This is a genomic window from Dyadobacter sp. CY326 (genome assembly GCF_021390515.1).
Lineage (GTDB): Bacteria > Bacteroidota > Bacteroidia > Cytophagales > Spirosomataceae > Dyadobacter.
Map to the genome: position 1 here is coordinate 62,508 of NZ_JAJUXI010000003.1, position 24,615 is coordinate 87,122.

Here is a 24,615-nt window from a genome sequence, read left to right on the forward strand (position 1 = left end):
AAAATCATTCCCAATAAGCTTGGTATAATTGTTTATGTATAAGTTTTGAAAAACCATCGGATCTATCATTAATATTAATATTTAAAGAATTGAAGAAACGTATTGCCATCCTGGGCGGAGGCCCCAGTGCATTGTTTGTTTATAAAAGATTTGTAGACGCGGGTCAAACCGACCTGGAAATACACATCTACGAAAGCAAAAATTTATTAGGCGCGGGAATGCCTTACAGTTATCAAGGCTCTAACAATGAGCACATTACTAATGTTTCTGATAACGAGATCCCTGAAATTGTAACTTCCATTGGCGAATGGATCCAAACAGTTCCCGACGAGGCGCTGGAAGGTTTCACTATTGACAAAACCAAATTCAACGAATACAAAGTTTTGCCGCGATTGCTTTTTGGTAAATATCTGGCTGGGCAATTTGATCTTTTGCTTAAAAAAGCAGCCGATATTGGACTGGAAACCTGCGTTCACACAGGCTGTAATGTGCTGGATATCATTGATAAACCCACTGAAAACGCCGTTGACATTGCCGTGGAACGGCTGGGATTGGCGACATTCGATCAGGTGATTGTGTGTACAGGACATAACTGGCCCAACAAACACGAAGGTACCACGCCAGGCTATTTTGAATCTCCTTATCCACCATCCAAACTCAAATTAGCGCTCAATCATCCGATCGCCATCAGAGGTTCATCGCTCACGGCCATTGACGCAATCAGAACTTTGGCGCGGCATAATGGCTCATTTGAAAAGGATGAAAATGGAAAAGTAAAATTTATTCCCTCAGACACAAGCCCTGATTTCAGACTCGTCATGCATTCGCGTAATGGGCTGCTCCCTGCCATCCGCTTCCATTTGGAAGATCCCCTTTTGTCGGACGAAGCATTGCTTTCCGAAGAAGAAGTTGCGCAAAACCGGAGTGAAAATGATGGTTTTCTTGAATTGGATTTTATGTTTGAAAAAGCATTCAAGGACCTGTTCAGGGAGAAAGATCCCGTGTTTTACGAGCGCATTAAGGACATGAAAATGGAGGAATTTGTGAACTCCATGATGGAAGTTCGCGAAAAAACGGAGCCGTTCATGTTGTTTAGGCGCGAATATGCGGAGGCGGAAAAGTCAATCCGAAATGAGGAATCCATTCACTGGAAAGAAATCCTGGCGGTGCTGAGTTTTGCGATGAATTATCCTGCCAAATATATGTCTGCCGAAGATATGCAGCGCATGCAAAAGATATTGATGCCGCTTGTTTCAGTTGTCATCGCGTTTGTTCCGCAGAGTTCAGCCGACGAGTTGCTGGCATTGGACGACGCCGGACGGCTTGAAATTATAACCGTAGGCGACGATAGTCGTGTGGATCCCGAGAATGGTGGTGGTGTGACGTATTTTTACAAAGATGACAACGGGGAAGAGCAGGCCGTTTATTATCATACATTCGTCAATTGTGTAGGCCAGCCGCATTTGCCATTTGAAGCATTTCCGTTTAAGAGTCTGATAACCAACGGGACTGTGAGTCCGGCGTTGTTGAAGTTCAGGTCGGCCGAGACGGGAAGCGCTGCAATGGAAGCAGGTAGGGACAATGTGGAGCAGCTGGCCAATGGCGATTTTTACCTGAGAGTGCCGGGCATTGCGATCAATGATAATTTTCAGGTTTTAGACCATTTTGGCAAAGGCAATCAGCGCATTTACATTATGGCCGTTCCTTATATTGGTGGGCATAATCCTGATTATTCGGGACTAGACTTTTGCGAACAGGCCTCAGGGACGATTGTAAATAATGTCCTGGCTGACTGAGGATTTCTGTCAAACATTTTGCGGACCGGCAAGTATTTTTATTAAAGCACACACTTGTATTTTAACATTAAAATCGAAAAAATATGAGCCGCTTTGCCCTGTTAACATTGTCCTTGATTTTTGCATTTACAAATTCATTTTCCCAGGCATTGAACACGCTTTCCGCCGCCGAAAAGAAGGATGGCTGGAAGCTGTTATTTGACGGAAAGGATTTGAAAGGATGGCATGCATATGGCGGGAAAGAAGTGGGAACGGCGTGGCAGATTGAGCAAGGGGCCATTAAATTGAATGTGCCCGAACGTGCCGGAAACAAAGCGAAAAATGGCGGCGACATTGTTATAGATGAAGTTATTAACGGCGATTTTGAGTTCAAAGCCGAGTGGAAGGTCAGCAAATATGCCAACAGCGGGATTTTCTTTTTTGTAAACGAATCTCCCAAAAACAAAAACATGCACGATACTGGCCTTGAACTGCAAGTGACCGACGATAAAATTTATGAAGGTGCAAAGGAGAACACACATCGCGCGAGTGATTTTTTTAGTGTGGCCAATGCGCGTTTGCGTGAAGGAAATCCGCAAGGTGAGTGGAATAAGATCCATTTTATTGTGAAAAAGGGCAAGTTAACCGTTTATCAAAACGAGTTCGTCGTTCAGGAACATGACCTGAATAGCGCCGATTGGAAACAAAAAATTGCGAACAGCGGACTAAAAGCTGCACCCATTGCGAAGGGCTCTTATGCTGGTCGAATCGGGTTGCAGGATTGGGGCAGCACAGTTTGGTATCGTAATATTAAGTTGCGCAAACTGTAATTAATAAATTAAAATTCTTGCGGCTGATTGCGCAATTTGGTATTTTTGAGATCATGATATTGTTACTTAAAATAACAATTCACTCAAATGACCTATGAAACAGCCAGTTGCGAAGAGTGAGATCGCTGAAAGGTTACAAAAGGAAATTCTTTCTTTGGAGGGTTTTCGCTCGCATGCTGACGGGCAGCGTAACCATTTTGGTTTGGGAGAAATGGAGCTGGCTTTTCCGAATGGCATTTTCCCTGTTGGGGCTATTCATGAATTTATAAGTGTCACCAATGAAGAGTCTGCCGCGACGACCGGTTTTATGGCTGCATTGCTAGGTAAGGTGATGCCAGCACGCGGTTCTTGCCTTTGGATCAGCATTAATCGGCTGCTCTTTCCACCGGCTTTAAAGTTTTTTGGCATTGAACCGGACCGCGTTATTTTCGTTGATATCAAGAAAAAGGAAGATTTGCTTTGGGCCATTGAAGAATCGCTCAAATGTGATGCGGTCGCGGCCGTTGTGGGAGAGGTCTGTGAGGTGACACTCACCGAGTCGCGGCGGTTGCAGCTTGCGGTGGAGCAAAGCCGGGTTACCGGATTTTTGCATCGATGCAATCCACGCACAGCCAACACATTGGCAAGTGTTTCCCGCTGGAAAGTTGCGCCCATTGCGAGTCAGCTCGAACCAGGAATGCCCGGCGTGGGTCATCCACGATGGAATGTCGAATTGCAAAAAGTAAGAAATGGCGAGCCTACGAGCTGGGATCTGGAATGGTCATCGGGCGGTTTTCAGTATATCAGGAATAAAATGGCTGTGCAGGAAAAAACGACTGTCTTTAAAACGGCGTAAAGCACTTTTTTTAAACAAAATGCTTCAAAGTCCATTGAACTGGAACTTTGAAGCATTTGAAACGGCAATGATATATTATTGCTGCAATGCCAGCAATTCGTCCAGATTTTCCAGACCCAATGTGAAGCCTTCTTTGAAGCCCATTTGCATATTGGCTTCAAGATCAGCAAGTTCCTTAAATGTTATCTCAATGAAAACCAATGTGTTGTTGGACTCCTCTTTGAATGTATTTTCCCAATGCGAGCCAGGAAGTGCTTCGTTCACAGTGCCATTTTCATCACAGAACGCGTCTTTTGCAGAAAAACTTCTTAAAGGACTAATGGTCTCGTAATCAGCGCGTGCCCAATGTTCTTCTCCTTCGGGACCAACCATTGCATAAAGCCAGTGACCGCCTTCTTTGAAATCGAGCGATTTGGTTTTGGCCTTCCATGGTTTTGGCGCCCACCATTGATCCAGCAATTCTTTCTGTGTCCATGCCGCCCAGACTTTTGTCACCGAGGCAGCAAATTCTCTTTCGACGCTAATCTTTTTGTTTTCCTTGTCTACATTAAAATTCATCAAAAGGTTAGTTTTCATAATCATCTGGTTTTAAGTTGAATAAAACTTGGTCTAACTGGTTAAAACGATCTTCCCAAAGCTTTCTGAACTGTTCGAGCCACTGATCCACCTCCTTCATTTGCTTTGCATTGAAATGATAATATATCTCTCTGCCGGCCAGCTTCTGCGTTACCAACTGGCATTCGGTCAATATTTTAATGTGTTTGGAAACGGCCTGTCTGCTTGTGTCAAAGTGCTCAGCCAGTGCGTTCGGCGTCATCGCCTGCAATGCGATCAGGCTTAAAATCGCCCTGCGGGTCGGATCTGCAATGGCCTGAAATACGTCTCTTCTTAAATCTTTCGGCATAGCCTTAATTATTATGCAACGTTATGGTTGCAAATATAAGCGCAACTTTACAGTTGCACAAATTTCTCCTGATTTATTTTGTATTTGTAGTGAGTGACGTGCATCACTAACGGTTTGTTAGTTCTGATGCGTAAGAATTGCCTGGGTTACATTTGTCTTTTGAAAAATGCCCAGGTTTCTTCAAAAATGTCGAAGTCGGAGAAAAATTCGTGTTTGCCATTGATGACTTTTAAAAGCGTCACCTCTGGTTTGCCTTTGGTTTGGTAAGCATATTTTTCGACCGTGATATCATTGGCTTTGTCGTTGTCAGGCATCATGGATTTGACGGGCGCTCCGCTGTAACCATCGAGTTTGGCCCAATATTGGAACGACATGTCCGTCGCGCGTACAGTGCCAAGCGTTACGCCCGCGGTTTTCACTTCTCCTCCGTTGTAAGGATTGGTTTCATCGGCCGTGCCATTCGTAATCATCACCGGAAGGGGAACATTCATGGGCGTGCAATCCATGTTTTCGTCCGTCGGCATGTTGGCGACAATGGCCGAAATGGCTTTGATCTTGCCGGGCATTGTCAGCGCCAATTTATACGACATGTGCCCGCCGCCCGAAAAACCGGTGGCAAAAACGTGTGCTTTATTGATTTTATACTTATCAAAAAAGAACTCAATCATCGCCGAAAAGAAAGCCTCTTCGTTCAAGTTTTCCTTGTTAGCGATGGCTGTTGAGGCTTTTCGACATTCATTCCAATATTTCTTATAACCAGCCGGGTAAACGAGCACCAAGTTTTCAGCCTCCGCCCTTGCCTGCAACTTGGCAGCACGCGGCGCAAATCCCATGGGCTCACCACCCGAGCCATGCATCAGAAAAATGAGGCTGGCTCCAGGTTTCACCCGAACAGATTTATCATACACAAACACGCGCTGATGCCCTTCAATCAGCAGGGAATCGGAAACAAGTTGCGCTTTGGCAGTGGGGAAGGAAAGGGAAAGCAGTGTAGGAAGAATGAATTTGAGCATTTTTGAATTTTCGGGACAGGCGTGAATAAGGGATAGCAAATGAGGGCATAGGACGAAAAGTGTCTTATCAGGCATTTTCCAGCGTTGCAATGTCGAACTTGCTCATTTGCATAAATGCCTTAATGACACGCGGTGCTTTTTCAGGATCAGCCATTAATTTTTGTAAAACGGACGGGACAACTTGCCATGACATTCCAAATTTGTCATCTAGCCAGCCACATTGGTTGTAGGAGCCGCCCTCGCCCAATCTTTCCCAGTAATAATCGATTTCTTCCTGTGTATCGCATTCGACAACAAAGGAGGTTGCCGGAGAAAACTTGTAATGCGGACCGCCATTTAAACCCATGAATTTGAAGCCGTTAAGCTCAAATGTAACGACCATCGGGTTCTCGGCGGTGATTTTGGAGCTCTTGAAAATGCCGCAGTAATATTCCGCAGCCTCTTTCGCATTTCCGTCATACCAAAGGCAAGGATAAAGTGGTTTGATCATTTTGTTTGGGATTAAGTTTGGGTTTTGATAAAGATCAGACAGGAGCTCAAAGTGTTTCGCATTCACAGAGCGTCTATTAAGAAAGCACAAACCCATTTCGAAATACCAAGTATATTTTATTTTTTCCTTCATGCGGTTATTTCTTTGGTGGGGCGTAAGGGCGTTGTAATTAAACCTAAAATGATTGCTTAAATTAAATTCATTAAACGGCTAAGCGACCGCTATCCCGGAAAGCTCTGGAAATGAAAATCTTTCTTGAAAATAACCCGGTTCCAAAGGAATTTCTCAAACATTAAGACGGCCCGTAATTCCGGACCGTCTCGAATTGAAATTATTGCTGCTGTTCTGTTAAGTATGCTTCCAATTGATCAAATGTTCCGCCGAATCCTTGTTCCATGCTGTTTGTGATGGACTTATAGGTTTCAATTTGCTCTGGCGTTGCATTTATCGGATGTCCCTGGATGGTTAGTGTAGTGACTCCCTCACTTTCTTCTAATGTGATTTTGTTTGATATTTCTAGTGGAAAATCCATTGGAAACGGGGAAGTGATGATGTTCCCTTCGGCGTCTGCAAACGAGTTTATGAATTCGAGCAGGTCCGCACGCAGTATGTTTTTGTATTGGAATAATCCCCACATCGTGTGACCGTTAGACTCCATTTTGTAATGGGTTTTTCCGCCCGGCTTAAAGTCGAAACTTTCTACTGAAAGCTGGCTTCCCGCTGGTCCCCACCATTTGCCGAATGCCTCCGGTGATGCGAATGCATCAAACACCAACGTTTTAGGCGCATTAAATTGCCTGACAATTTTCAATCCTGCTTTTTCTTCTGCTTGTTGTTCCATCTTGCTAGTTGTTTAATTGATCGTTATTTGATTGATTATTGGCCTGAATTTCATTGAGATAGCTTCCAAGTGAATCGAACTTCTCATTCCAAAACTGTTTGTACTGATCCACCCAATTGGACACTTCGCTCAGTCCGTTGAGCTTCGCTTCACAAAATCGTTCCCGTCCTTCTTGTTTTACAACCACCATTCCGCACTCTGTCAAAATTTTAATGTGCTGGGAGATTGCTGGTCTGCTAACATTGAAATTTTCAGCTAAGGCATTCAAATTCATTCGCTTGTGCGCGATGAGGTTGATAATCTGCCGTCGGGTTGGATCTGCTATGGCTTGAAATACGTCTCGCCTGGCTTCAATTGACATAATATGTAAGTATTTGCTTACACAATAGTACATGTAAGCATTTACTTACGCAAATTTTGGGAGCGAAAACTTTTATTATTTGACAGAAATATTCTGAATGTGCTTATTTGAGCTTGATCAGTGGGTGATTAAGACCATTCACTTCATTATTAACGATCTTATATTTAGAAAGGCTTTTGAGAAGCTGCGTCAACGTTTTGAACCCGTAAGTCCGGGAATCAAAACTTGGATCAATTTTACGGAGTGACGACCCGACTTTTGAAATCAGTGCCTCCTCTTCTTCATTTGTAGATATTTCGAATGCCTTATCAATGACGCTTATGTCAATTTTTGGATATTTCTGTCTGGGCTCGCCCTTTTTGGATTCTTTTTGAATTTTTTCCTGCGGGGCAACGTCTATTTTTTTGATCTCCTGCTCATCCGATTGCGGCTCTAATTCTGCGACTAAGTTTTCGCTAAATGTGAAGATTTCACAGGAGTTAACAAATGCAATCGGCGTAGTTTTCCTGCCGATGCCCATTACAAACAGCCCTTCTTCCCGAATCCTTTTTGCCAATCCGGTGTAATCGCTGTCGCTGGAAACGATACAAAATCCGTCGACACTTTTGCTGTGAAGAATGTCCATGGCATCAATGATGAGCGAACTGTCCGTTGAATTCTTTCCGGTTGTGTAGGAAAATTTTTGTATGGGGCTGATTGAGTGATGATTGACGATTTCTTTCCAGCTATTCATATTGGAGCTCGTCCAGTCGCCATAAATCCGCCTCACGGTGGCTTTACCATATTTGGAAACCTCCTCCAACATTTCCTTCATGAATTTTGCCTGCGCATTATCGCCATCAATCAATACGGCAATATTAAATTTGGTCTCACTCATTGGGTTTGCATTTAGTCAAGTTGTGGTTGCGCCTATGCAACGAACTGGAAATCGCAGAAAAGTAGCGTTTTTTTTCCTAATCCCGAGAAATTCCCTCTTTACAACAATGTTTGATTCAACATAAACCGAACTATTACAAAACCTTCCGGAAAGTCAGGTTAATCCGCGGCTTCATGGGCGCGGTTGATTTCGCGATTCTGTGTTCCCAATATTTCTGCAAATCGCCTTTCATCAAAAGTAATGAGCCATTGCCCAATTCCAGCGAATGCTGTTGCCGGTGATTTTCTTTGTTTCTGAAATCAAAATTGCGCGGTTGTCCGAAACTGACGGATGCGATTTCAGTTTTCAGGCCGACAATCGTGTCCTTATCGCTGTGCCACGCGACGGAATCATGGCCGTCTCTATAATAATTGAGCAAAACGCCATTGAAAATCATTCCTGTGTGGTCCTCGACTTTGGTTTTAATTTCGAGCAATTCGGCAGTCCATGGAATAGGAGGGCGCCGATCGCCGTCGCGCATCGGTCTGTCACCAAACCAGGCATTCAGTCTGGGTGTCAAAACTTCTTTGTCATACATCATGACTTTGCTTTGCTGAAATGGAACAGTTTTCAGAAAAGTGTCGAGAAATCGTTCGCTATCCATTGCATTGAAAAACTCCGGCTCATAAGTCATCAAATGCTGAGGCAACAAAAGGTGCTCCCGATCGTCAAATAGTTTCAACTGTTCCATTTCTCATGTTGCTTTAACATTACTTCTTTCTAATTCGCTTCGGCTCCTTTTGTCCTAACCTCTTAATGCTGTCTGCTTTCGGAAGATTTTCCGGCATCGTTCCTCCCAGTTCTACAATTGTCTGTCGCACTTTTTGGCCAACTTCGAAGTGAGTCTGATTTGCTTTCCGCTTACCAGTAATATTTTCACGCCTCAATTTATCATCAGTTTGCGTTGTACGGAACAAATTCGCTGCCAACTCAGTGCTGCCCATATGATCAAGAATGTGCTGGCTCTTTTTCAATTCCTTACGTTCATGAATGGCTTTCGCATCGAGTCCGCCATAAAGGCCCATGTAACCATGATTCTGAAAAATGGCATAATCCTTCGGTTCAACTACGCCGGCCGTTCTGGCAGCATCTGCAAGCAGCAGATTGTGCCGGGTGACTTCACTCCGTAAAAAGATACGCTTTTCACTTTCGGTAGGAAGCTTAGCATACTCTTCCATCTGCCGAATTTCCTGCAAACGCGTTTGCACTGCAAAATAGGTCTGTCCGAGTGCAACCACTTCTTTGGCCGGATCAGCGTTTTGGACAACCAAATAGCACGCATAACGAGAGAGCTTAGCACTTTCAAACTGTCGAGAGGCGCCTGAACCAATCGATACCATCTCGTGCAACTCCACGAAATGGTTTTCTGGAAGCTGCCCACTCATTTTACATGCTTCTTTCGCTTTCTTAATGACGGGTTTGAAGTTCCGATACTCTGTGTATTCTAGGACTTTTGCCAGATCTCGGGCGCTCCAAAATTCGTTGCCATTGTCGTCAGTTTTACGGATTTCTTCAAATAGTGAGGGGCTTTGATTTGCATTCATGATGATCTGTTTATGTGTGTAAAAATGATTTTGTTCACTGAAACAAAGTAAAGAAAAATCTTGCGAGTGAACAAGCAATTTGATATCATTGTAACCAAATTAAAGATATCTAAAATATCAATATTATATTAATAAATTGATAATCAATTATTTGTATTGAAATTTTATAGTGCAATGCCACAACGCTTCGCCGCCATATGGTTCCGACATTTACTCACAGATTGGGTCGTAAAAGAGCGCCCTGAGCTTGAAGGCGTGGAGTTCGTCCTGGCTGCGCCGGAGCGTGGCAGGCTGGTGGTGAAGGCGATAAGTCCGAAGGCGGCAGCCAGCGGCATTGCAACGGGAATGGTGCTGGCGGACGCGAGAGCATTAATTCCTGCATTGGAAGTAATTGATTACAAAACTGTAAAGATTGAGGAGTTGTTAAATGAGCTGGCTGAAAGCTGTATTCGTTACACGCCTGTGGTTGCGGTGGATTTACCCGAAGGCCTGATCCTTGATATTACCGGATGCGCACATTTGTGGGGTGGGGAGCGTGCCTATTTTAAAGATATGACCGAGCGGATGCGCAATGCGGGTTATGATATAAGCATAGCCATTGCGGACACCATTGGAACAGCCTGGGCAGTTTCGCGATTCGGGAATGAAAAGCGGATTATTCCACCGAGCCGGCTTTTGGAAGCACTGTTGCCGTTCCCTCCCGCTGCGTTGCGGTTGGAGCCGTTGATTATAGAGCGGATGCACAAGCTAGGCTTTTATCAGATCAAAAATTTCATCCACATGCCGCGTTCTGTGTTGCGAAGGCGGTTTGGGCAACAGCTTTTGGAACGGATTGATCAGGCTTTGGGACATGCAATCGAACTTATTCAGCCAGTTAAGCCAGTTGTGCCTTACCAAGAGCGGCTGCCTTGTATGGAGCCGATTGTGACGGCAACCGGGATTCAAATCGCTTTGCAAAAACTCTTGGAAATGCTTTGCAGCAGGTTTGTGAAAGAGGAAAAAGGACTTCGAACTGCGATTTTTAAGGGTTACAGAGTGGATGGCAAAGTGGAGCAAATTGACATTGTTACCAACCGCGCTTCACATCATATTGCGCATTTGTTCCGACTTTTTGAGTTGAAGATTGCAACCATTGAGCCGGATCTTGGAATAGAGTTATTTGTTTTGGAAGCTCCTGTTGTTGAGGATGTTGATCCGGTTCAGGAGTCGATATGGCATTTTACTGGGAACAATGACAATGTACATTTGATGGAATTACTGGATAGGCTCGCGGGCCGAACTGGAATCCAGGCCATTCACCGTTACTTGCCCGATGAACATTATTGGCCCGAAAGATCTGTAAAAATTGCTGATTCTTTATTAGAAAAGCCGCAAACAAGCTGGCGGGTTGACCGGCCAAGACCTGTTCATTTATTGGAAAACCCTTTGATTATCCGTGTTGCAGCACCCATTCCCGATTATGCGCCCATGCTGTTTAAATACAAAGGGAAAGTGTACAACATTAAAAGATCGGACGGTCCGGAAAGGATTGAGCGGGAATGGTGGCTGGAACAAGGTCTGCATCGCGATTATTTCTGTCTGGAAGATGAAGATGGCGCACGTTACTGGGTTTTTCGACTTGGTTATAACGGTGATAACAATTCTAACTGGTTTATACATGGCTTTTTTGCATGACCCATTTTAGCTAATAAAATGATTTACACTGAACTGCAAGTCACGACAAATTTTAGCTTTCTCCGGGGCGGCTCGCACCCGGAAGAGCTTGTGTTGCAGGCATTGAAGTATCGTTATAAAAAAATCGCGATCACGGACAGGAACACGCTTGCTGGTATCGTTCGCGCGCATGCTGCTGCGAAAGGGAAGGACATCAAGATTATTCCTGCCTGTCGGTTGGACCTGCTGGACGGACCAAGTTTGCTGGCCTATCCAACAACGCAACAAGCTTATTCACAGCTTTCTGCATTACTAACCCTAGGCAATCTCAGGACCGAAAAGGGCAAATGTGATTTGTACAGAGCGGATGTTTTCAAGTATGCCAAGGGAATGAAACTGGTCGTTGTCCCGCCCGCGTCACTTAACAGCAACTTTGATTTTGAGCTGGACTTTAAGAACGCATTGAGAGAATACAAGTGGGCGTTGGGAAAGGACATTTACATTGCCGCTGCCCGCTCTTACCAGGGCGATGACACCAAAAGAATTCACCGCATTTCGCAACTGGCTGAGCAACTGGATGTTCCAATGGTGGCCACGAATGATGTGTATTATCATAATCCGATCAGAAGGGAGTTGCAGGATATCCTGACTTGCATTCGGGAGAAATGCACCATTAACAATGCAGGGTTTTTGCTTTACCAAAATGGCGAGCGCTATTTGAAAGAAAATGATGAAATGCTGCGATTGTTCTGGAATTATCCGGACGCGGTCCATCGCACACAGGAAATTGCGGAGGCTTGTCAGTTTTCTTTAAGCGACTTAAAATATGTTTACCCGGAAGAAATAACGAGCGGGAACCGTCCGCCATTGATCGAACTGGAAGATCTGGCTTGGCAGGGAGCACGTGAGCGCTTTGGAGATTGCATTCCGCAAAAAGTGGAGGATGCCATTCATTATGAATTGCAGTTTGTGCAGGAAATGGACTATGCGCCTTATTTCCTAACCGTTTATGACATTGTGCGTTTCGCGCGGGAGCAAAAAATTTTATGTCAGGGCAGGGGATCGGCGGCTAATTCCACGATTTGTTATTGTCTGGGAATCACTTCTGTGGATCCGATGGAAATTGATCTGCTTTTTGAGCGGTTTATATCGTCGGCACGCAATGAGCCGCCGGACATTGATGTGGATTTCGAGCATGAGCGCAGGGAGGAAGTCATCCAATACATTTATCAAAAGTATGGCCGGGACCGGGCGGGAATCGTTGCAACTGTGACGCAGGTGCACCAGCGCGGCGCGATTCGGGATGTTGCGAAAGCAATGGGAATGTCGCTGGATGCCATTAACCGACTTGCCAATTCGATATGGGAATTTACGGACGAATGGTTTGACGGTAAGCGTGTTGTGGAGCAGGGTTTTAATCCCAATGATCCTCATTTGCTCAAAATTCTTGATCTGACCAAGCAATACATGGGATTTCCAAGGCAGCTTGGACAGCATACGGGTGGGTTTGTGATCACGCAGGGCAAACTATCAGATCTCTGCCCGATCCTGAATGCGCGGATGGAGGACCGCACCAACATTGAGTGGAATAAGGATGACATTGACACATTGGGTTTTTTGAAAATTGATGTGCTCGCCCTAGGCATGCTAACCTGCATCCGCAAGGCTTTTGATCTGGCAAAAAAACATTACGGAAAAGGTTATACGCTTGCCAATATCCCGCAAAATGAAACGGAAGTGTACGATATGATATGCCGGGCGGACACCATTGGTGTGTTTCAAATTGAAAGCCGTGCGCAACAATCCATGCTGCCCAGACTGCGTCCCCGTTGCTTTTACGATCTGGTTATTGAAGTTGCTATCGTGCGTCCGGGCCCGATTCAGGGGGATATGGTGCATCCTTTTTTGCGCAGGCGCAATGGTGAGGAGGAAGTTGTATATCCAACCAAAGAGCTTGAAGAAATTCTAAAACGAACCCTTGGCGTGCCATTATTTCAGGAACAGGCCATGAAAATTGCCATTGTTGCCGCCGGTTTTACGCCGACCGAGGCTGATGAATTGCGCCGCAGCATGGCCACTTTCAAAGTGAAGGGAATGGTGAAAAAATTTGAGGAGAAACTCGTGGCAGGCATGACCAAAAATGGTTATACAGAGGAATTTGCATTGCGCGTTTTCAAACAATTGGAGGGGTTTGGAAGCTATGGGTTTCCCGAAAGCCATGCCGCCAGTTTTGCATTGCTGGTTTATGTGTCTTGTTATCTCAAATGTTACTATCCCGATGTGTTCGCCACGGCCTTGTTGAACAGCATGCCAATGGGTTTTTATCAGCCAGCTCAAATTATTATTGATGCTCGAAAGCATGATGTTGAAGTGAGGCCTGTGGACATTAATTATTCCGAATGGGATAATCTCTTGGAAGAAAAAACAGGTAAATATTGCCCGATCCGGCTGGGTTTCAGGCAAATAAAAGGAATGCGGCAGGAGGACATTCAAGCTTTGATTGCTGCCCGAAGCAAGCCATTTGCCAATATACATTCACTCCGCGACGCCGGAGTTTCGCAGGCTGCGCTGGAACGGTTGGCGGATGCCGACGCATTCCGGTCGATCGGTTTGGACAGGCGGGCGGCTTTGTGGGAGGTGTCCGCTTTGAATGACAGGCCGGTTGGCCTGTTTCAAGGCCATGCTTCGGAAAGTGCTTCGGAAGCGCCGGTCGAACTGCCGTTAATGTCTGCTTCTGAGCATGTTGTGCAGGATTACGCGTCGACTTCTCTGTCATTGAAAGCGCATCCGGTCAGTTTTGTGCGAGAGAAATTGGCGTCATTGAATGTGTTTTCGACCAAACAACTGGACCTGATTGGCAATATGCGACCCGTAAAAGTGGCGGGCCTCGTGCTCGTGCGACAACGTCCCGGAACGGCAGGCGGCGTTTGTTTCATCACCATTGAAGATGAGACTGGCTTTGCTAACCTCGTTGTTTTTCAGGGTCTTTTTGAAAAATATCGAAAAGAAATCTTGTATGCCCGGCTGCTCATGGTGGAAGGGAAATTGCAACGCGAGGGCGACGTAACCCACGTTATCGTTCAGAAATGCTATGATTTGTCTGTTTTGTTAAAAAAACTTACCACCATTGAAGATGATAAGCCTGCGATTCTTACGCTTTCACGTGCCGATGAAAAAGATGAGTATGCGACTCAGGCGGTTAACAAACGAACCCAGGTTCGAAAAGATATTCAAACTGAAATTTTTCCATCTGGGCGAAATTTCAGATGATTTTGAAACAAGCCTATCGGCTCAAACGCAATCCTGCCGAAATACCAACCCGGTAAGGCTGGTAAAGGAATGGATCGTCTGATCCTGAAAACTTTACCGGGCTAAATTCTGCATAAGGGCCGATCTGAACGGAAGCGCCGCGACTCACAGGAAATTGTTTTCCTATGCCAACATTTACCCAGCCAATGCTTTGCCGGGCATGAAGCGAATGCGAATATTCCAGACCTGCGGAGGCGTAATATTTATTTTGAACTGAATTTCCCCAATTGATCCGTTTATTTATCCCCATTCCCAAAAGGCTGAATTCCTTTTTCTGGCTTACCCTTATTCCTTGCCGAACGACATGGTAACTATCGTTATCCACCGGTTGCACAACATATTCATTACCAGCAATTTCATATGAATAGGATTGATGGAATCTGCTGTAATGCACTAACAATTGAAAACCCTTTTTCTCAACTCCAATGCTAAACTTATAACCCAATGACCGAAGAGAGAATGTGGAAGGGAATTGGAAATTTTGAAACTCCTGACCACCAGATGGCACTGTCAAAATCTGATAGGATTGTAAAGCCGCAGCATTAAAAAGCAAGCTCAGCTTCTCTTTCACAGGATTACCGACTGCTTCATGAACGGGAAGCTTTATTCCAGGCAAATTGGCGTCTGCCGACGTAAATCTTGCTTGATTGATGGACAGCGGGTTTGCATTAAATTTAAATGACTGCATTGCATGCTGCTCTGACTCGCTTTCAGGTTCATAGGGAATGCTAGCAATGTTTAACTTGCTGTCTTTCAGTTGTTTATTAAAAATTTTTCGTTGCTGCAACGACAGGGCTTTTTCGGATTTCACGTCGCTATTATCTTTAATATCAATCTCTGATTTCAATGTATTTTCCTCCAATAAAGTAGATTTTTGACGATCTCTAATTGTCAAAACGGCGACCGTAGACAAAGCTTTGGAAGTGGTTAAACTTGACTTTAAATCCATAATCCCTTGCAATGCAACACTTTGCTTTTCTGGCTTTTCGTGAGCTTTTGACCTCGCGAAGGCACGGGAACCATTGATTTTTTTAGTTGAAGTGGCCTTGGCTAATTTATTGGCTGCGTCTTTTTTGAGGAAATGTTGGTCTGTCATGATGCCGGTAATCCCGATTCCAATAAACAGCAGTGCAAAAAATAAATATTTCCATTGTCGGGCAGGTTTCAGGTGCGTTCGAATGCGCTCGAAAGACCTCGGATCTGGCTCAGCTTCGAAATGGTCAAATTTGCGTTTAAGGGCTGCTCGCAAAGCCTCGTTGAGTTTTTCCTCAGAAGTTTTCATGATGCACGATCCCTTTAAGTTCTAATTTTTTTAAAAGCAAATTACGTCCTCTCATAAATTGCGACCGCGAAGTGGCGTCGGGAATGCAGAGGAGTTCGCCAATTTCAGCATGTGTATATCCGTCGATCAAATGCAGGTTAATAATCGTTCTGTATTTATCGGGCAGTTCGTTGATCACAACGAGCAAGTCGTCCACATTCATTTGGTCTATAATGCGCTCATAGTCACCAGACTCCAATTGAATTTCCATATTATCGAGAGAGCCGTTCCGTTCTTGCAGCTTCGTTGTGCGGTGGTAATAATTGATGGCCGTTCGCACCACTGTGGTTTTCACCCAGCTGTCTGCCGAATCCGGGTCTTTTAAATCCTGTATGTTGTTGAAAATCTTGATAAAAGCCTCTTGGAAAATATCTTCTGCCTCCATTCTGGTCTTAGCATAGCGCTGACAAACTCCCGTCAACCGCCCTTTGTATCGCTCATAAAATGCAGTCTGCGCACTGGCGTCCTGCCTTTGACAGGCATTTACCAGCGTAGTCAGATTACTGTATTTTTTTGAGAGAAAAAACTTCATATAATACTGAACGTGAGCAACTTATTACAAAGCGAAATAGTAACTTTTATTAATCAAATTGCCATCCTTATCGAAGAACATCTCACAGTTTTGCCGCACAGTTTTATGGCTGAACTGTATGTAATAACTGCTAAATCCTTTGTACTCACTCCGCCATTTAAAGGCTGCCATATTAAGTGTGTAAAACTCAGCGAGTTCAGGCGAGGATTCAATGTATTGGCGCATTGCGTCGGGCATTTCATCCACATTGGACGGGTCCTGTGGCGTTGCGGGCTCATTGAATGCGCGGCTAATCCATTTCAAATCACCATCACTATCGAAGAGCATCCGACCAATAACGCGTTGCCCGTCTTTGTCAAAAGAAACCTGCATATCGAACAGTTTTTCGTTATTCAAGAGGAAATAAATGTCGCCCTGGTCATACGTCAAATCCGGATTGGCATTAAAAAAATCCTGCATTTTGGGAGGAAGCTCCCTCAATTTCGGCGAGGTTACAAAATACAGCGCGGGACTAAACATCAGGCTTACAGAACGCGCGTCTACAAACAGCCAGTCCAATACATAATCGTGTCCGTAGAACGTGTAAATGGCCTTATTGCGCCGGTTTGGTGTTGTGTAGAAGCCAATATCCTCCGTATTCTCAGAGAGTTTTCCGCCTCTAAAACCGCCCTCATTGAGCAGATCCGTCAATTGTTTTGGAATGCTATCCGGGTTGTATCTGAAAGTCTGCCACATTTTGAGACTGTCCACCATTGACACATATTTATCCATTCCCGAACTGAATTTTACTTCCCACACCTGCTTTTCCAGAAGCGATCTGAACACCAGATCCTTTGCAACAGGAAACTGCTCCTTAACCCGCTGAATTACTTTGGAAGGGATTGGCTCAGGCTCAACTGTCTGTAAATCATTCACCTGATTACACGAAGTAATGGCAAGCAGGCAGACAATCATCAGTGCAAAGGCTTTCATATCGATAAAAGGTGGGCTAAAATTTTACTCAGTGACGGCATTCACAAGCAGAGACACTGACCGAAACCGAAAGCGTTGCGTTTTTAAAACAGATATTTTTCACGTATCGCTATTGAGCCGAGCGTGTTATGCAGATTCAGTCAATGTTAGTTAACGGCTTTGAAATGCATCGGGATTAGGTTAGACTTGTTACAACAACAAGCTAATAATCAAACAATTTAATCCAAACAAACTCAATTTATGAAACGCAATGGATTCCTGCAATTTCTATTGACCGTGGGTGCAATGAGTGCTGCACCATTTCGCAGTCTGGCAGCTGCAAAAGAAAGAAAAAGGGTTACAGAAGGATTCAAAGTCGATTCTACCGCAGACCGGTTTGGCAGTCCTATCAAGCTTTTTGAAGGAGACACATTTACCACAAAAATCTCGACCAAAGACACGGAAGGCGACATTTATGTCTTTGAATCTTCACGGATGAAAGAGGGCGGGCCGTCACTTCACACGCACTTCGAGCAAGACGAATGGTGGTATGTGCTTAAAGGGACTTTTATGATCAAGGTTGGTGAAAAGACTTATGAAGCCAAGGCCGGAGACAGCGTTTTTGGGCCGAGAATGGTTCCGCACAGTTTTTCAAAAGTGGGTGAAGAAGAAGGCAAGCTGCTTATGATTTTTCAGCCAGCTGGTAAAATGGAGGAATTTTTTACCAAAATAAGTCAGGGCATTGCTAAAAATATGACTGAGGCTGAACAGGATAAGCTTAGAGAAGAACACGGTTTCAAGCGTGTGGGTCCGCCGCTCGGGACATTTAAAAAATGGTAAGAAAAAGGCAGTTGCGCGCATTGTGCAACTGCCTTTTTTGATCAATTTCTGACAACACTTGTAAGGAGTCAGTTGGTGCGCTTTGTTCTGATTTTTTGAGACGTTTGCTGGGCGCATGAAAATCTCCAATTATCACTTTTGGCATCTGATTTTTGCCTTGGGCGGCGAGCGCAGTTTCTTGCACAGGATGCGAAACAGCGGCCTTTCTCGCAACTTCAATTGGTGCGAAATACGCTGCTGACAAGAAAGTTACGGCAATGATGCTTGTTGCTATTGAAAACTTATCCATAGAACTAAGTTGTTTATTGATCTTGAAAATGATCCTTTTAATGCGGTTTAATAACTGATTATCAGACCCGGTGAACGATAAGGCTGGACTGGCAAAAAATCCCTGCAAAATGGGCGACTGCACAATTTCAGATTCGAGCAAAAGAATGGATTTATAAACACCCATTTTAGCTGCAGACTGCCTCATTTGCCATTTCCACGCGTGACCGACCTCATGTATACGCATTCTGCCGAGCCTGTGCATATGATGCAAGCCAGCGATCGTGCGGGCCGAGCGGGAAATCCTTCGTACGAAAAAATATTTACCAAAATTATTTTCGGGCGTGCAAATTTGTTGTGGAATGGGGCGCATAAACCGAATGCGTTTTGCGTTGGGAAAAAGTGGGTTATTTGCTATTTTACAGACAATTATCCCGCAATGCTTTTCCGTTCAAAAGATCAAAATTGAAGCCCTCATGAAAAAGCCGCTTTGCCTGATTAAGAACTCGCTTGCCACTACAACATTTCTCCGCACAACTTTAATTTGCTTTCTTTTCAGTGCTTTCATTGTTGACATTAATGCTGCTGTCAGGCGGGAAACGTTCGACATCAAAGGAACGGTCAAAGATGAAAATGGGATTCCCGTTGCCAATGTGGCCGTTTTTGTAAAAGAATCCACAGCAGGAACTGTCACTAATCTGAGAGGATATTTTGAAATAAACGGCATTGCAGAGAACAGTTTGCTCCAAGTTAATCACTCCGAATATGTGCCTTTCGAGATCACCGTTAAGAAGTCGACAAAGGAGTTGGAAATTGCGTTGAAACGAAAGCCAGGCTGGGTTGCACAGAGCAATGTTTCCCACGAAAACGGAAAAGCATCTGATGTTGCGAATGAAACTTTGGGCAGCGGATTGACACTGGAAAGGTGGCCGCGCTTTCCAGGAGGCAATAAGGAACTGGTCAAGTTTTTAGCGCATCACTTGCAATATCCGGCCGAGGCGTTGCAGGCGGGCATTGAAGGTCAGGCTTTTGTTTCATTTTTTTTGGACGAAAAAGGAAATATCAGCAGTCCAGTGATTGTGAACGGGCCAGGGTGGGGGATTGATGAAGAAGCTGTACGACTTGTACAGCAAATGCCACAATGGACACCTGCCCGGCAAAATGGGAAAGCAGTCGCTGTTCGATATACGATGGTCATTCCGTTTGATCTTGAAATACAAAAGCTGCCCATCCACATTCGAGAAAAACAGCCTGACTTTTACACCAGAAAGAGCCGTTTGAGTGTGTTTAAGCCATTGTTTAGCCCGAAGTCCGAGTTCAAAGCATTTTTCGAAAGATCCATTGATCTTTCAGAAAAGGAGGCGCCGAAAACTGAGCTGAACCGCTATTACATGATTTCAAGCCCAGTAGTGATGCCTGTTCCCGCTGTTGAGATGAAATTCAGAAAATAGGACAATTTTCATCTCGGACCGTTTTCGGGAATAATTATTTTAATGGTTCATTAATGTAACCGATTGAGCCAGCCATGAATAAGAATATTCTGCTAATTGATGACGATCCCGACGATCACGAAATTTTTAACTACGCATTGGAAATGGCATTTCCTGATGTGAATTGCGAACACGCATTTGATTGCCTTGATGCCGTTGAAAGAATCAAAAAAGGAATATATCCGCATCCTGACAGCATTTTTGTGGACGTCAACATGCCTGCCATGGAGTTTCCGAAATGCCTGTTCTCTATTAATGAAGCACTTGGAGCAAGTTCAGCTGAAATCATTATCCTTACCGGTTTTCAGCTCTCCGACTTGCCAAGTTATGATGCCCTTGGCATTTTGAAGGTGATTTCTAAACCCAGCTCGGTTGAGATGCTGGCTGAAAAACTTCGGGAGACAATGGTCATCCAATAATCTTCTCTTTGTAAGAACCGCTTGTTGGGCGTTATTTTATAAAATTTCTTTGCAGAGTAACAATTTCAGTTAAATTTACGTAGAAATACTTCTAACTGATTGGTTTGCATGCAAAAAACGTTTACCAGCGCGCTTGTTCTAATTCTCTTTTTCACCCATTCTTTTGCACAAAATATTAATGCCAAATTCCGGCACCTCACCACGGGTCAGGGTTTGTCGCAGAATAATGTCACCTGCGTTATAAAAGACAAACGCGGCTTCATGTGGTTTGGCACACAAGATGGGCTGAACAAATACGACGGCTACAAATTCACTGTGTACCGCAACGATCCTCAAAATTCCAAAAGTCTCAGCCACAATTATGTACACGCAATTTTCCAGGACAAATCTGGAAGAATTTGGGTGGGGACTGACGATGGCGGGCTAAGCTTGTTCAACAGCGACCGCGAGAGTTTTACAAATTATCTACACAAAACGGGCGATAATTCTACCATAAGCAGCAACAAAGTCCATGCGATTGCAGAGGATAAGGACGGCAATATCTGGCTGGGAACCATCGGTGCGGGAGCGAGCGTGTTTAATCCCAAATCCCAAAAATTCACGAATTATATCAGCAATCCTGCCCTTTCGGGAAGCCTGAGCCACAATGAGGTGAGTGACATAACGGTAGACCGCAATGGGACTGTCTGGATTGGAACGGGCGGTGGAGGGCTTAATCGCTTTATCAGCACAACCAAAAGTTTCATCAATTATCGCCATAATCCAGCTAATCCCAGATCCATCAGTCACGATGACCTTAATGAAATTGTGGAAGATTCGCGCGGCCGATTGTGGATTGCGACCGAAGGCGGCGGGCTCAATTTGTATGATCGCAAAACTGGCACATTCACCAGTTTCAAGCGCAATGATCAGCCGACGGGACTTTCCCATAATGATGTGATTTCGATTGAGGAAGATGGAGGCGGAAAAATCTGGGTCGGCACGCGCAATGGGGGGATCAATATTTTGCAGGAAAACTATCAGTTCAAGCATTTTAGACACAATAAGTATGACATTGATGGACTAAATAATGGCTCTATTTATGCCATGTATTGCGATCCGCAAGGCACAATGTGGGTGGGAACTTACAGCGGCGGTGTGAACGTGCTGGACCGCGAACCATTAAAGTTTGGCTTGTATAAGACAAGCATGAGCAGCTCGCAAAGCCTGAACAATGACAATGTTTTGTCTGTAATTGAGGATGTTACGGGAAAGCTTTGGCTGGGAACGGATGGCGGCGGCATTAATTTGGTTGACAGGACGACTAATCAATTCACCTATTTTACACACGATTCAGGAAACGCGAAAAGCATAGCGAGTAATTACATCATTACCATGTGTGAAGATGAAAATGCAAATGTTTGGATTGGAAATTACAAGGGCGGGCTCAGCTTTTATGACAAAAAATCGGGCACGTTACATAATCTGAATAATGGCAGCAATGCGGCTTCGGCGATCAAGGCCAACATTCACGTGATTATCAACGACGCTGATCGGCGCTGTCTGTGGATTGGCACGTCAAAAGGCCTTTTGAAATTTGACAAAGCCACAGGTGCATTCATCGCGTACAACCATAATCCCAAAATAACAGGCTCGCTCAGCGGTGACGTCGTGCTTTCATTGCTCTTGGATTCGCAGCACAATCTTTGGGTCGGCACCGAAGGGAATGGACTAAACATGTTGGACGAGCGAACCGGCAAGTTTACAGCGTTCAAAGCCCATGTTTCGCAACCTAACAGCTTGTCTAATAATCGGGTGAATGCAATTTTTGAAAATAAAAAAGGGCAACTGTGGATTGCTACAAACGGCGGTTTGAATGTGTTTGATGAGAAAACTAAGACATTTAAGCATTATCAAAAGAAGGATGGATTGCCCAATGATGTCGTGCAGGGAATCACGGAAGATGCGCACGGAATGCTTTGGGTGAGCACCAATCAAGGCTTGTCCAGGCTAAACCCAACAATCAGCGAGTTCAAAAATTTTGATTTCAGCGATGGGTTGCAAGAAGGGTCGTTTAACAGGTTATCGCTTTACAAGAACAAGGAAGGCGTTATTTTTATTGGCGGCCAATATGGGCTCAACTATTTCCACCCGGACAGCATTAAATACAATTCGTTTATCCCACCTGTTTTTATCACCGACTTCCAGATTTTCAATCAGCCCGTGCATGTTCAGGGGGAGCATTCACCGATTGCAAATGAAATCAGCGCAGCCAAAGAAATCACGGTTTCCTATGAGCAATCGATGCTTTCATTTGAATTTACAGCATTGAATTACACGCTTTCAGACAAAAATCAATACGCCTATCAGTTGGCAGGTTTCGACAAAAACTGGATCTACTCAGGGACAAACCGCAAAGCCACTTACACCAATCTTGACCCGGGAGATTATGTGTTTAAGGTGAAAGCTTCCAACAATGACGGAGTCTGGAATACAAAAGGCACGAGCATTATCCTGCACATTACACCCCCATTTTGGCAAACAATGTGGTTCCGAACATTGGCGGCGCTGTCGATTGCGGGGCTGGTTTTCGGCGTTTATTTTTGGAGGATTGGGGTTATTAAGAGACAGAAAAACCACTTGCAAGAGCAAGTTGAAGAAAGGACTATTGAGGTCAATAACCAGAAGCATGAGCTGGAATTGCAGTCAGCTGATCTGCAAGTAATGAATACGAAATTGCACGGTCAGCATGAACGCGAATTGCACGCGAGACAAGATGCCGAAAAAGCCAATATGGCTAAAAGCGTGTTTTTGGCAACGATGAGCCACGAGATCCGCACGCCCATGAACGGCGTGATCGGGATGGCGCTGCTGCTGGCGCAAACGCCTCTGAATGAGGAGCAAACTGAATATACAGACACGATTATCAAATGCGGCGATAGTCTGTTGACGGTTATCAATGACATTCTCGATTTCTCCAAAATCGAATCGGGCAATATGGAGTTGGAAAAGATCAGCTTCAACTTGCGCGATTGCATTGAAGGCGTTTTGGATATATTTTCTTCCAAAGCGGCCGTAATCGGGCTCGATCTGGTCTACGAGATCAGCCCGCAAGTGCCAAACCAGATCATGGGCGACAGCCAGCGTCTCCGGCAAATCCTCATTAATCTGGTCGGAAATGCGATAAAGTTTACGCAGCAGGGTGAAATTCTGGTCATTGTAAAATTTGTAAAAAATATCAGCGACGACGAGATCGAGCTGAATTTCCAGATCAAAGACACAGGCATCGGCATTCCCGCAGATAAGCTCGACCGGCTCTTTGTGGCATTTTCTCAGGTGGATTCTTCTCACACGCGCAAATATGGCGGCACGGGACTTGGCCTCGTGATCAGTCAGCGACTGGTTAGCCTGATGGGAGGCACTATCAGCGTCGACAGCGAACCCGACAAAGGCACATGTTTCCAATTCTCGATTTGTGCGCAAATCAGTACGGAGACGCAGCGGCAATACGTGCACTTCAATACGGCCGAAAATGAAGGGAAATGTGTGTTGGTGGTTGATGATAACGAGACGAATCTGCGCATTTTTCAGGCGCAGTTGGAGCAATGGAAACTGTTGCCGACCCTGGCCACATCCGGGAAAGAAGCGCTTGAAATATTAGATAATGGTGCCAAATTTGACCTAGTAATTAGCGATCAGCAAATGCCCGAAATGGATGGCATTATGCTGGCTGGCAAGATTAAGGAGCGTTTTCCGACGTTGCCGATCTTCTTGCTGAGCTCGGTCGGGGACGACAAGAAAAAGAATTTCAGAGATTTATTTGCCGCGATTTTGACCAAACCTGTCAAACATCAGCAACTTGGACAACTGATACAACTTGAACTTAAAAATCAGGGTGATCAAGTGCGGGAACCAGCATTGTCTCCCGTGAAAGCGCCACTGAATGAGGACTTTGCATTAAAATATCCACTGAAAATCTTCATCGCCGAAGACAACCAGATCAACGAAATGTTATTTGTGAAAATCCTCAGCAAGCTGGGTTACCAGCCCGAAGTCACGCGTGACGGCATTGAAGTCGTCGCCAAAGCAATCGCTGAAAAGTGCGATGTCATTTTTATGGATGTGCAAATGCCGGAGCTCGACGGGCTCGAAGCAACCCGTCGCATTCGCAAGCAACACATTGACCAGCCATACATTATCGCCATGACTGCCAACGCCATGAAGGAGGACCGGGAAGACTGTCTTCAAGCCGGAATGGATGATTACATTTCCAAACCGCTGCGTTATGACGACATTACTTCCTCCTTAAAAAGGGCTTATCTGACGTGCATATCGGCTTAATGAA

At 44.8% G+C, this 24,615-nt stretch carries 22 protein-coding genes; 9 read left to right on the plus strand and 13 right to left on the minus strand.

From position 1 onward, the window contains the following. The first annotated feature begins 89 nt into the window (after nt 1–89). From LZG73_RS04720 to LZG73_RS04730, 3 genes are all read left to right on the plus strand, one after another. Nucleotides 90–1,796: an FAD/NAD(P)-binding protein gene (locus LZG73_RS04720; RefSeq protein ID WP_233846550.1), complete on the plus strand. Its 1,707-nt coding sequence runs from the start codon at nt 90–92 to the stop codon at nt 1,794–1,796. Between the two features lie 83 nt (nt 1,797–1,879). Next, nucleotides 1,880–2,605: a DUF1080 domain-containing protein gene (locus tag LZG73_RS04725; RefSeq protein ID WP_233846552.1), complete on the plus strand. Its 726-nt coding sequence runs from the start codon at nt 1,880–1,882 to the stop codon at nt 2,603–2,605. A 94-nt stretch (nt 2,606–2,699) separates the two neighbouring features. Further along, nucleotides 2,700–3,440, plus strand: a complete 741-nt coding sequence (locus tag LZG73_RS04730; protein WP_233846554.1) for an ImuA family protein — start codon at nt 2,700–2,702, stop codon at nt 3,438–3,440. A gap of 75 nt (nt 3,441–3,515) precedes the next feature. Here the strand turns inward: LZG73_RS04730 and LZG73_RS04735 are convergent, their stop codons facing one another. From LZG73_RS04735 to dinD, 9 genes are all read right to left on the minus strand, one after another. Beyond that, nucleotides 3,516–4,016 (minus strand): SRPBCC domain-containing protein, encoded by a 501-nt coding sequence (locus LZG73_RS04735; protein WP_233846555.1) that lies wholly within the window; start codon nt 4,014–4,016, stop codon nt 3,516–3,518. Beyond that, entirely contained in the window at nt 4,006–4,344 is a 339-nt protein-coding gene (locus LZG73_RS04740) for a helix-turn-helix transcriptional regulator (RefSeq protein WP_233846556.1), read from the minus strand. The genes LZG73_RS04735 and LZG73_RS04740 overlap by 11 nt, the downstream gene beginning before the upstream one ends. A gap of 146 nt (nt 4,345–4,490) precedes the next feature. Beyond that, entirely contained in the window at nt 4,491–5,357 is an 867-nt protein-coding gene (locus LZG73_RS04745) for a PHB depolymerase family esterase (RefSeq protein WP_233846557.1), read from the minus strand. Nucleotides 5,358–5,424: 67 nt separating this feature from the next. Beyond that, nucleotides 5,425–5,847, minus strand: a complete 423-nt coding sequence (locus LZG73_RS04750; protein ID WP_233846558.1) for a VOC family protein — start codon at nt 5,845–5,847, stop codon at nt 5,425–5,427. 331 nt (nt 5,848–6,178) lie between these two features. Then, a complete protein-coding gene (locus LZG73_RS04755; protein ID WP_233846559.1) occupies nt 6,179–6,688 on the minus strand; it encodes an SRPBCC domain-containing protein in 510 nt (169 codons plus the stop codon). 4 nt (nt 6,689–6,692) lie between these two features. Then, nucleotides 6,693–7,049, minus strand: coding sequence for a helix-turn-helix transcriptional regulator (locus LZG73_RS04760; RefSeq protein ID WP_233846560.1), 357 nt, complete (start codon nt 7,047–7,049; stop codon nt 6,693–6,695). 103 nt (nt 7,050–7,152) lie between these two features. Further along, entirely contained in the window at nt 7,153–7,926 is a 774-nt protein-coding gene (locus LZG73_RS04765; RefSeq protein ID WP_233846562.1) for an NYN domain-containing protein, read from the minus strand. Nucleotides 7,927–8,059: 133 nt separating this feature from the next. Continuing rightward, nucleotides 8,060–8,656: an alpha-ketoglutarate-dependent dioxygenase AlkB gene (locus LZG73_RS04770; protein WP_233846564.1), complete on the minus strand. Its 597-nt coding sequence runs from the start codon at nt 8,654–8,656 to the stop codon at nt 8,060–8,062. Nucleotides 8,657–8,675: 19 nt separating this feature from the next. Next, nucleotides 8,676–9,509 carry a DNA damage-inducible protein D gene (gene dinD, locus LZG73_RS04775; RefSeq protein ID WP_233846565.1) on the minus strand — a complete coding sequence of 278 codons (834 nt, stop codon included), beginning with the start codon at nt 9,507–9,509 and terminating at the stop codon, nt 8,676–8,678. A gap of 174 nt (nt 9,510–9,683) precedes the next feature. Between dinD and LZG73_RS04780 the strand changes: the two genes are divergently transcribed. Together LZG73_RS04780 and LZG73_RS04785 are read left to right on the plus strand one after the other, a co-directional pair. After that, nucleotides 9,684–11,183 carry a DNA polymerase Y family protein gene (locus LZG73_RS04780; protein WP_233846566.1) on the plus strand — a complete coding sequence of 500 codons (1,500 nt, stop codon included), beginning with the start codon at nt 9,684–9,686 and terminating at the stop codon, nt 11,181–11,183. 18 nt (nt 11,184–11,201) lie between these two features. Then, complete coding sequence (locus LZG73_RS04785) at nt 11,202–14,432, plus strand: error-prone DNA polymerase (protein ID WP_233846567.1); 3,231 nt, start codon at nt 11,202–11,204, stop codon at nt 14,430–14,432. Nucleotides 14,433–14,445: 13 nt separating this feature from the next. Here LZG73_RS04785 and LZG73_RS04790 read toward each other — a convergent pair whose 3' ends face one another. Genes LZG73_RS04790 through LZG73_RS04800 form a run of 3 tightly spaced genes read right to left on the minus strand, consistent with a single transcriptional unit; the run spans nt 14,446 to nt 17,296 of the window. Then, nucleotides 14,446–15,753, minus strand: a complete 1,308-nt coding sequence (locus LZG73_RS04790) for a hypothetical protein (RefSeq protein ID WP_233846568.1) — start codon at nt 15,751–15,753, stop codon at nt 14,446–14,448. After that, nucleotides 15,740–16,324 (minus strand): RNA polymerase sigma factor, encoded by a 585-nt coding sequence (locus tag LZG73_RS04795; protein WP_233846569.1) that lies wholly within the window; start codon nt 16,322–16,324, stop codon nt 15,740–15,742. Before LZG73_RS04795 ends, LZG73_RS04790 begins: the two co-directional genes overlap by 14 nt. 24 nt (nt 16,325–16,348) lie before the next feature. Then, nucleotides 16,349–17,296, minus strand: a complete 948-nt coding sequence (locus tag LZG73_RS04800) for a hypothetical protein (RefSeq protein ID WP_233846570.1) — start codon at nt 17,294–17,296, stop codon at nt 16,349–16,351. Between the two features lie 240 nt (nt 17,297–17,536). On the opposite strand from LZG73_RS04800, the gene LZG73_RS04805 reads away from it, so the two are divergent. Further along, nucleotides 17,537–18,115 (plus strand): cupin domain-containing protein, encoded by a 579-nt coding sequence (locus LZG73_RS04805; protein WP_233846572.1) that lies wholly within the window; start codon nt 17,537–17,539, stop codon nt 18,113–18,115. Here the strand turns inward: LZG73_RS04805 and LZG73_RS04810 are convergent. Further along, the gene (locus LZG73_RS04810; protein ID WP_233846573.1) at nt 18,102–18,755 is read right to left on the minus strand and encodes a hypothetical protein; all 654 of its coding nucleotides are present in this window, start codon (nt 18,753–18,755) and stop codon (nt 18,102–18,104) included. The genes LZG73_RS04805 and LZG73_RS04810 overlap by 14 nt on opposite strands. Nucleotides 18,756–18,858: 103 nt before the next feature. Here LZG73_RS04810 and LZG73_RS04815 point away from each other — a divergent pair, with 103 nt between their 5' ends. From LZG73_RS04815 to LZG73_RS04825, 3 genes are all read left to right on the plus strand, one after another. Continuing rightward, complete coding sequence (locus LZG73_RS04815) at nt 18,859–19,833, plus strand: TonB family protein (RefSeq protein WP_233846574.1); 975 nt, start codon at nt 18,859–18,861, stop codon at nt 19,831–19,833. Nucleotides 19,834–19,907: 74 nt separating this feature from the next. After that, nucleotides 19,908–20,291: a response regulator gene (locus LZG73_RS04820; protein ID WP_233846575.1), complete on the plus strand. Its 384-nt coding sequence runs from the start codon at nt 19,908–19,910 to the stop codon at nt 20,289–20,291. A 108-nt stretch (nt 20,292–20,399) separates the two neighbouring features. Next, nucleotides 20,400–24,611: a hybrid sensor histidine kinase/response regulator gene (locus LZG73_RS04825; protein ID WP_233846576.1), complete on the plus strand. Its 4,212-nt coding sequence runs from the start codon at nt 20,400–20,402 to the stop codon at nt 24,609–24,611. Nucleotides 24,612–24,615: the final 4 nt, after the last annotated feature.

Bases quoted from the DNA above. Each gene is read 5' to 3' on its own strand.
- LZG73_RS04725 (WP_233846552.1), top strand. From the start codon at position 1,880: ATGAGCCGCTTTGCCCTGTTAACATTGTCCTTGATTTTTGCATTTACA.
- LZG73_RS04730 (WP_233846554.1), top strand. From the start codon at position 2,700: ATGAAACAGCCAGTTGCGAAGAGTGAGATCGCTGAAAGGTTACAAAAG.
- LZG73_RS04735 (WP_233846555.1), bottom strand. From the start codon at position 4,016: ATGAAAACTAACCTTTTGATGAATTTTAATGTAGACAAGGAAAACAAA.
- LZG73_RS04740 (WP_233846556.1), bottom strand. From the start codon at position 4,344: ATGCCGAAAGATTTAAGAAGAGACGTATTTCAGGCCATTGCAGATCCG.
- LZG73_RS04745 (WP_233846557.1), bottom strand. From the start codon at position 5,357: ATGCTCAAATTCATTCTTCCTACACTGCTTTCCCTTTCCTTCCCCACT.
- LZG73_RS04750 (WP_233846558.1), bottom strand. From the start codon at position 5,847: ATGATCAAACCACTTTATCCTTGCCTTTGGTATGACGGAAATGCGAAA.
- LZG73_RS04755 (WP_233846559.1), bottom strand. From the start codon at position 6,688: ATGGAACAACAAGCAGAAGAAAAAGCAGGATTGAAAATTGTCAGGCAA.
- LZG73_RS04760 (WP_233846560.1), bottom strand. From the start codon at position 7,049: ATGTCAATTGAAGCCAGGCGAGACGTATTTCAAGCCATAGCAGATCCA.
- LZG73_RS04765 (WP_233846562.1), bottom strand. From the start codon at position 7,926: ATGAGTGAGACCAAATTTAATATTGCCGTATTGATTGATGGCGATAAT.
- LZG73_RS04770 (WP_233846564.1), bottom strand. From the start codon at position 8,656: ATGGAACAGTTGAAACTATTTGACGATCGGGAGCACCTTTTGTTGCCT.
- dinD (WP_233846565.1), bottom strand. From the start codon at position 9,509: ATGAATGCAAATCAAAGCCCCTCACTATTTGAAGAAATCCGTAAAACT.
- LZG73_RS04780 (WP_233846566.1), top strand. From the start codon at position 9,684: ATGCCACAACGCTTCGCCGCCATATGGTTCCGACATTTACTCACAGAT.
- LZG73_RS04785 (WP_233846567.1), top strand. From the start codon at position 11,202: ATGATTTACACTGAACTGCAAGTCACGACAAATTTTAGCTTTCTCCGG.
- LZG73_RS04790 (WP_233846568.1), bottom strand. From the start codon at position 15,753: ATGAAAACTTCTGAGGAAAAACTCAACGAGGCTTTGCGAGCAGCCCTT.
- LZG73_RS04795 (WP_233846569.1), bottom strand. From the start codon at position 16,324: ATGAAGTTTTTTCTCTCAAAAAAATACAGTAATCTGACTACGCTGGTA.
- LZG73_RS04800 (WP_233846570.1), bottom strand. From the start codon at position 17,296: ATGAAAGCCTTTGCACTGATGATTGTCTGCCTGCTTGCCATTACTTCG.
- LZG73_RS04805 (WP_233846572.1), top strand. From the start codon at position 17,537: ATGAAACGCAATGGATTCCTGCAATTTCTATTGACCGTGGGTGCAATG.
- LZG73_RS04810 (WP_233846573.1), bottom strand. From the start codon at position 18,755: ATGCGCCCCATTCCACAACAAATTTGCACGCCCGAAAATAATTTTGGT.
- LZG73_RS04815 (WP_233846574.1), top strand. From the start codon at position 18,859: ATGAAAAAGCCGCTTTGCCTGATTAAGAACTCGCTTGCCACTACAACA.
- LZG73_RS04820 (WP_233846575.1), top strand. From the start codon at position 19,908: ATGAATAAGAATATTCTGCTAATTGATGACGATCCCGACGATCACGAA.
- LZG73_RS04825 (WP_233846576.1), top strand. From the start codon at position 20,400: ATGCAAAAAACGTTTACCAGCGCGCTTGTTCTAATTCTCTTTTTCACC.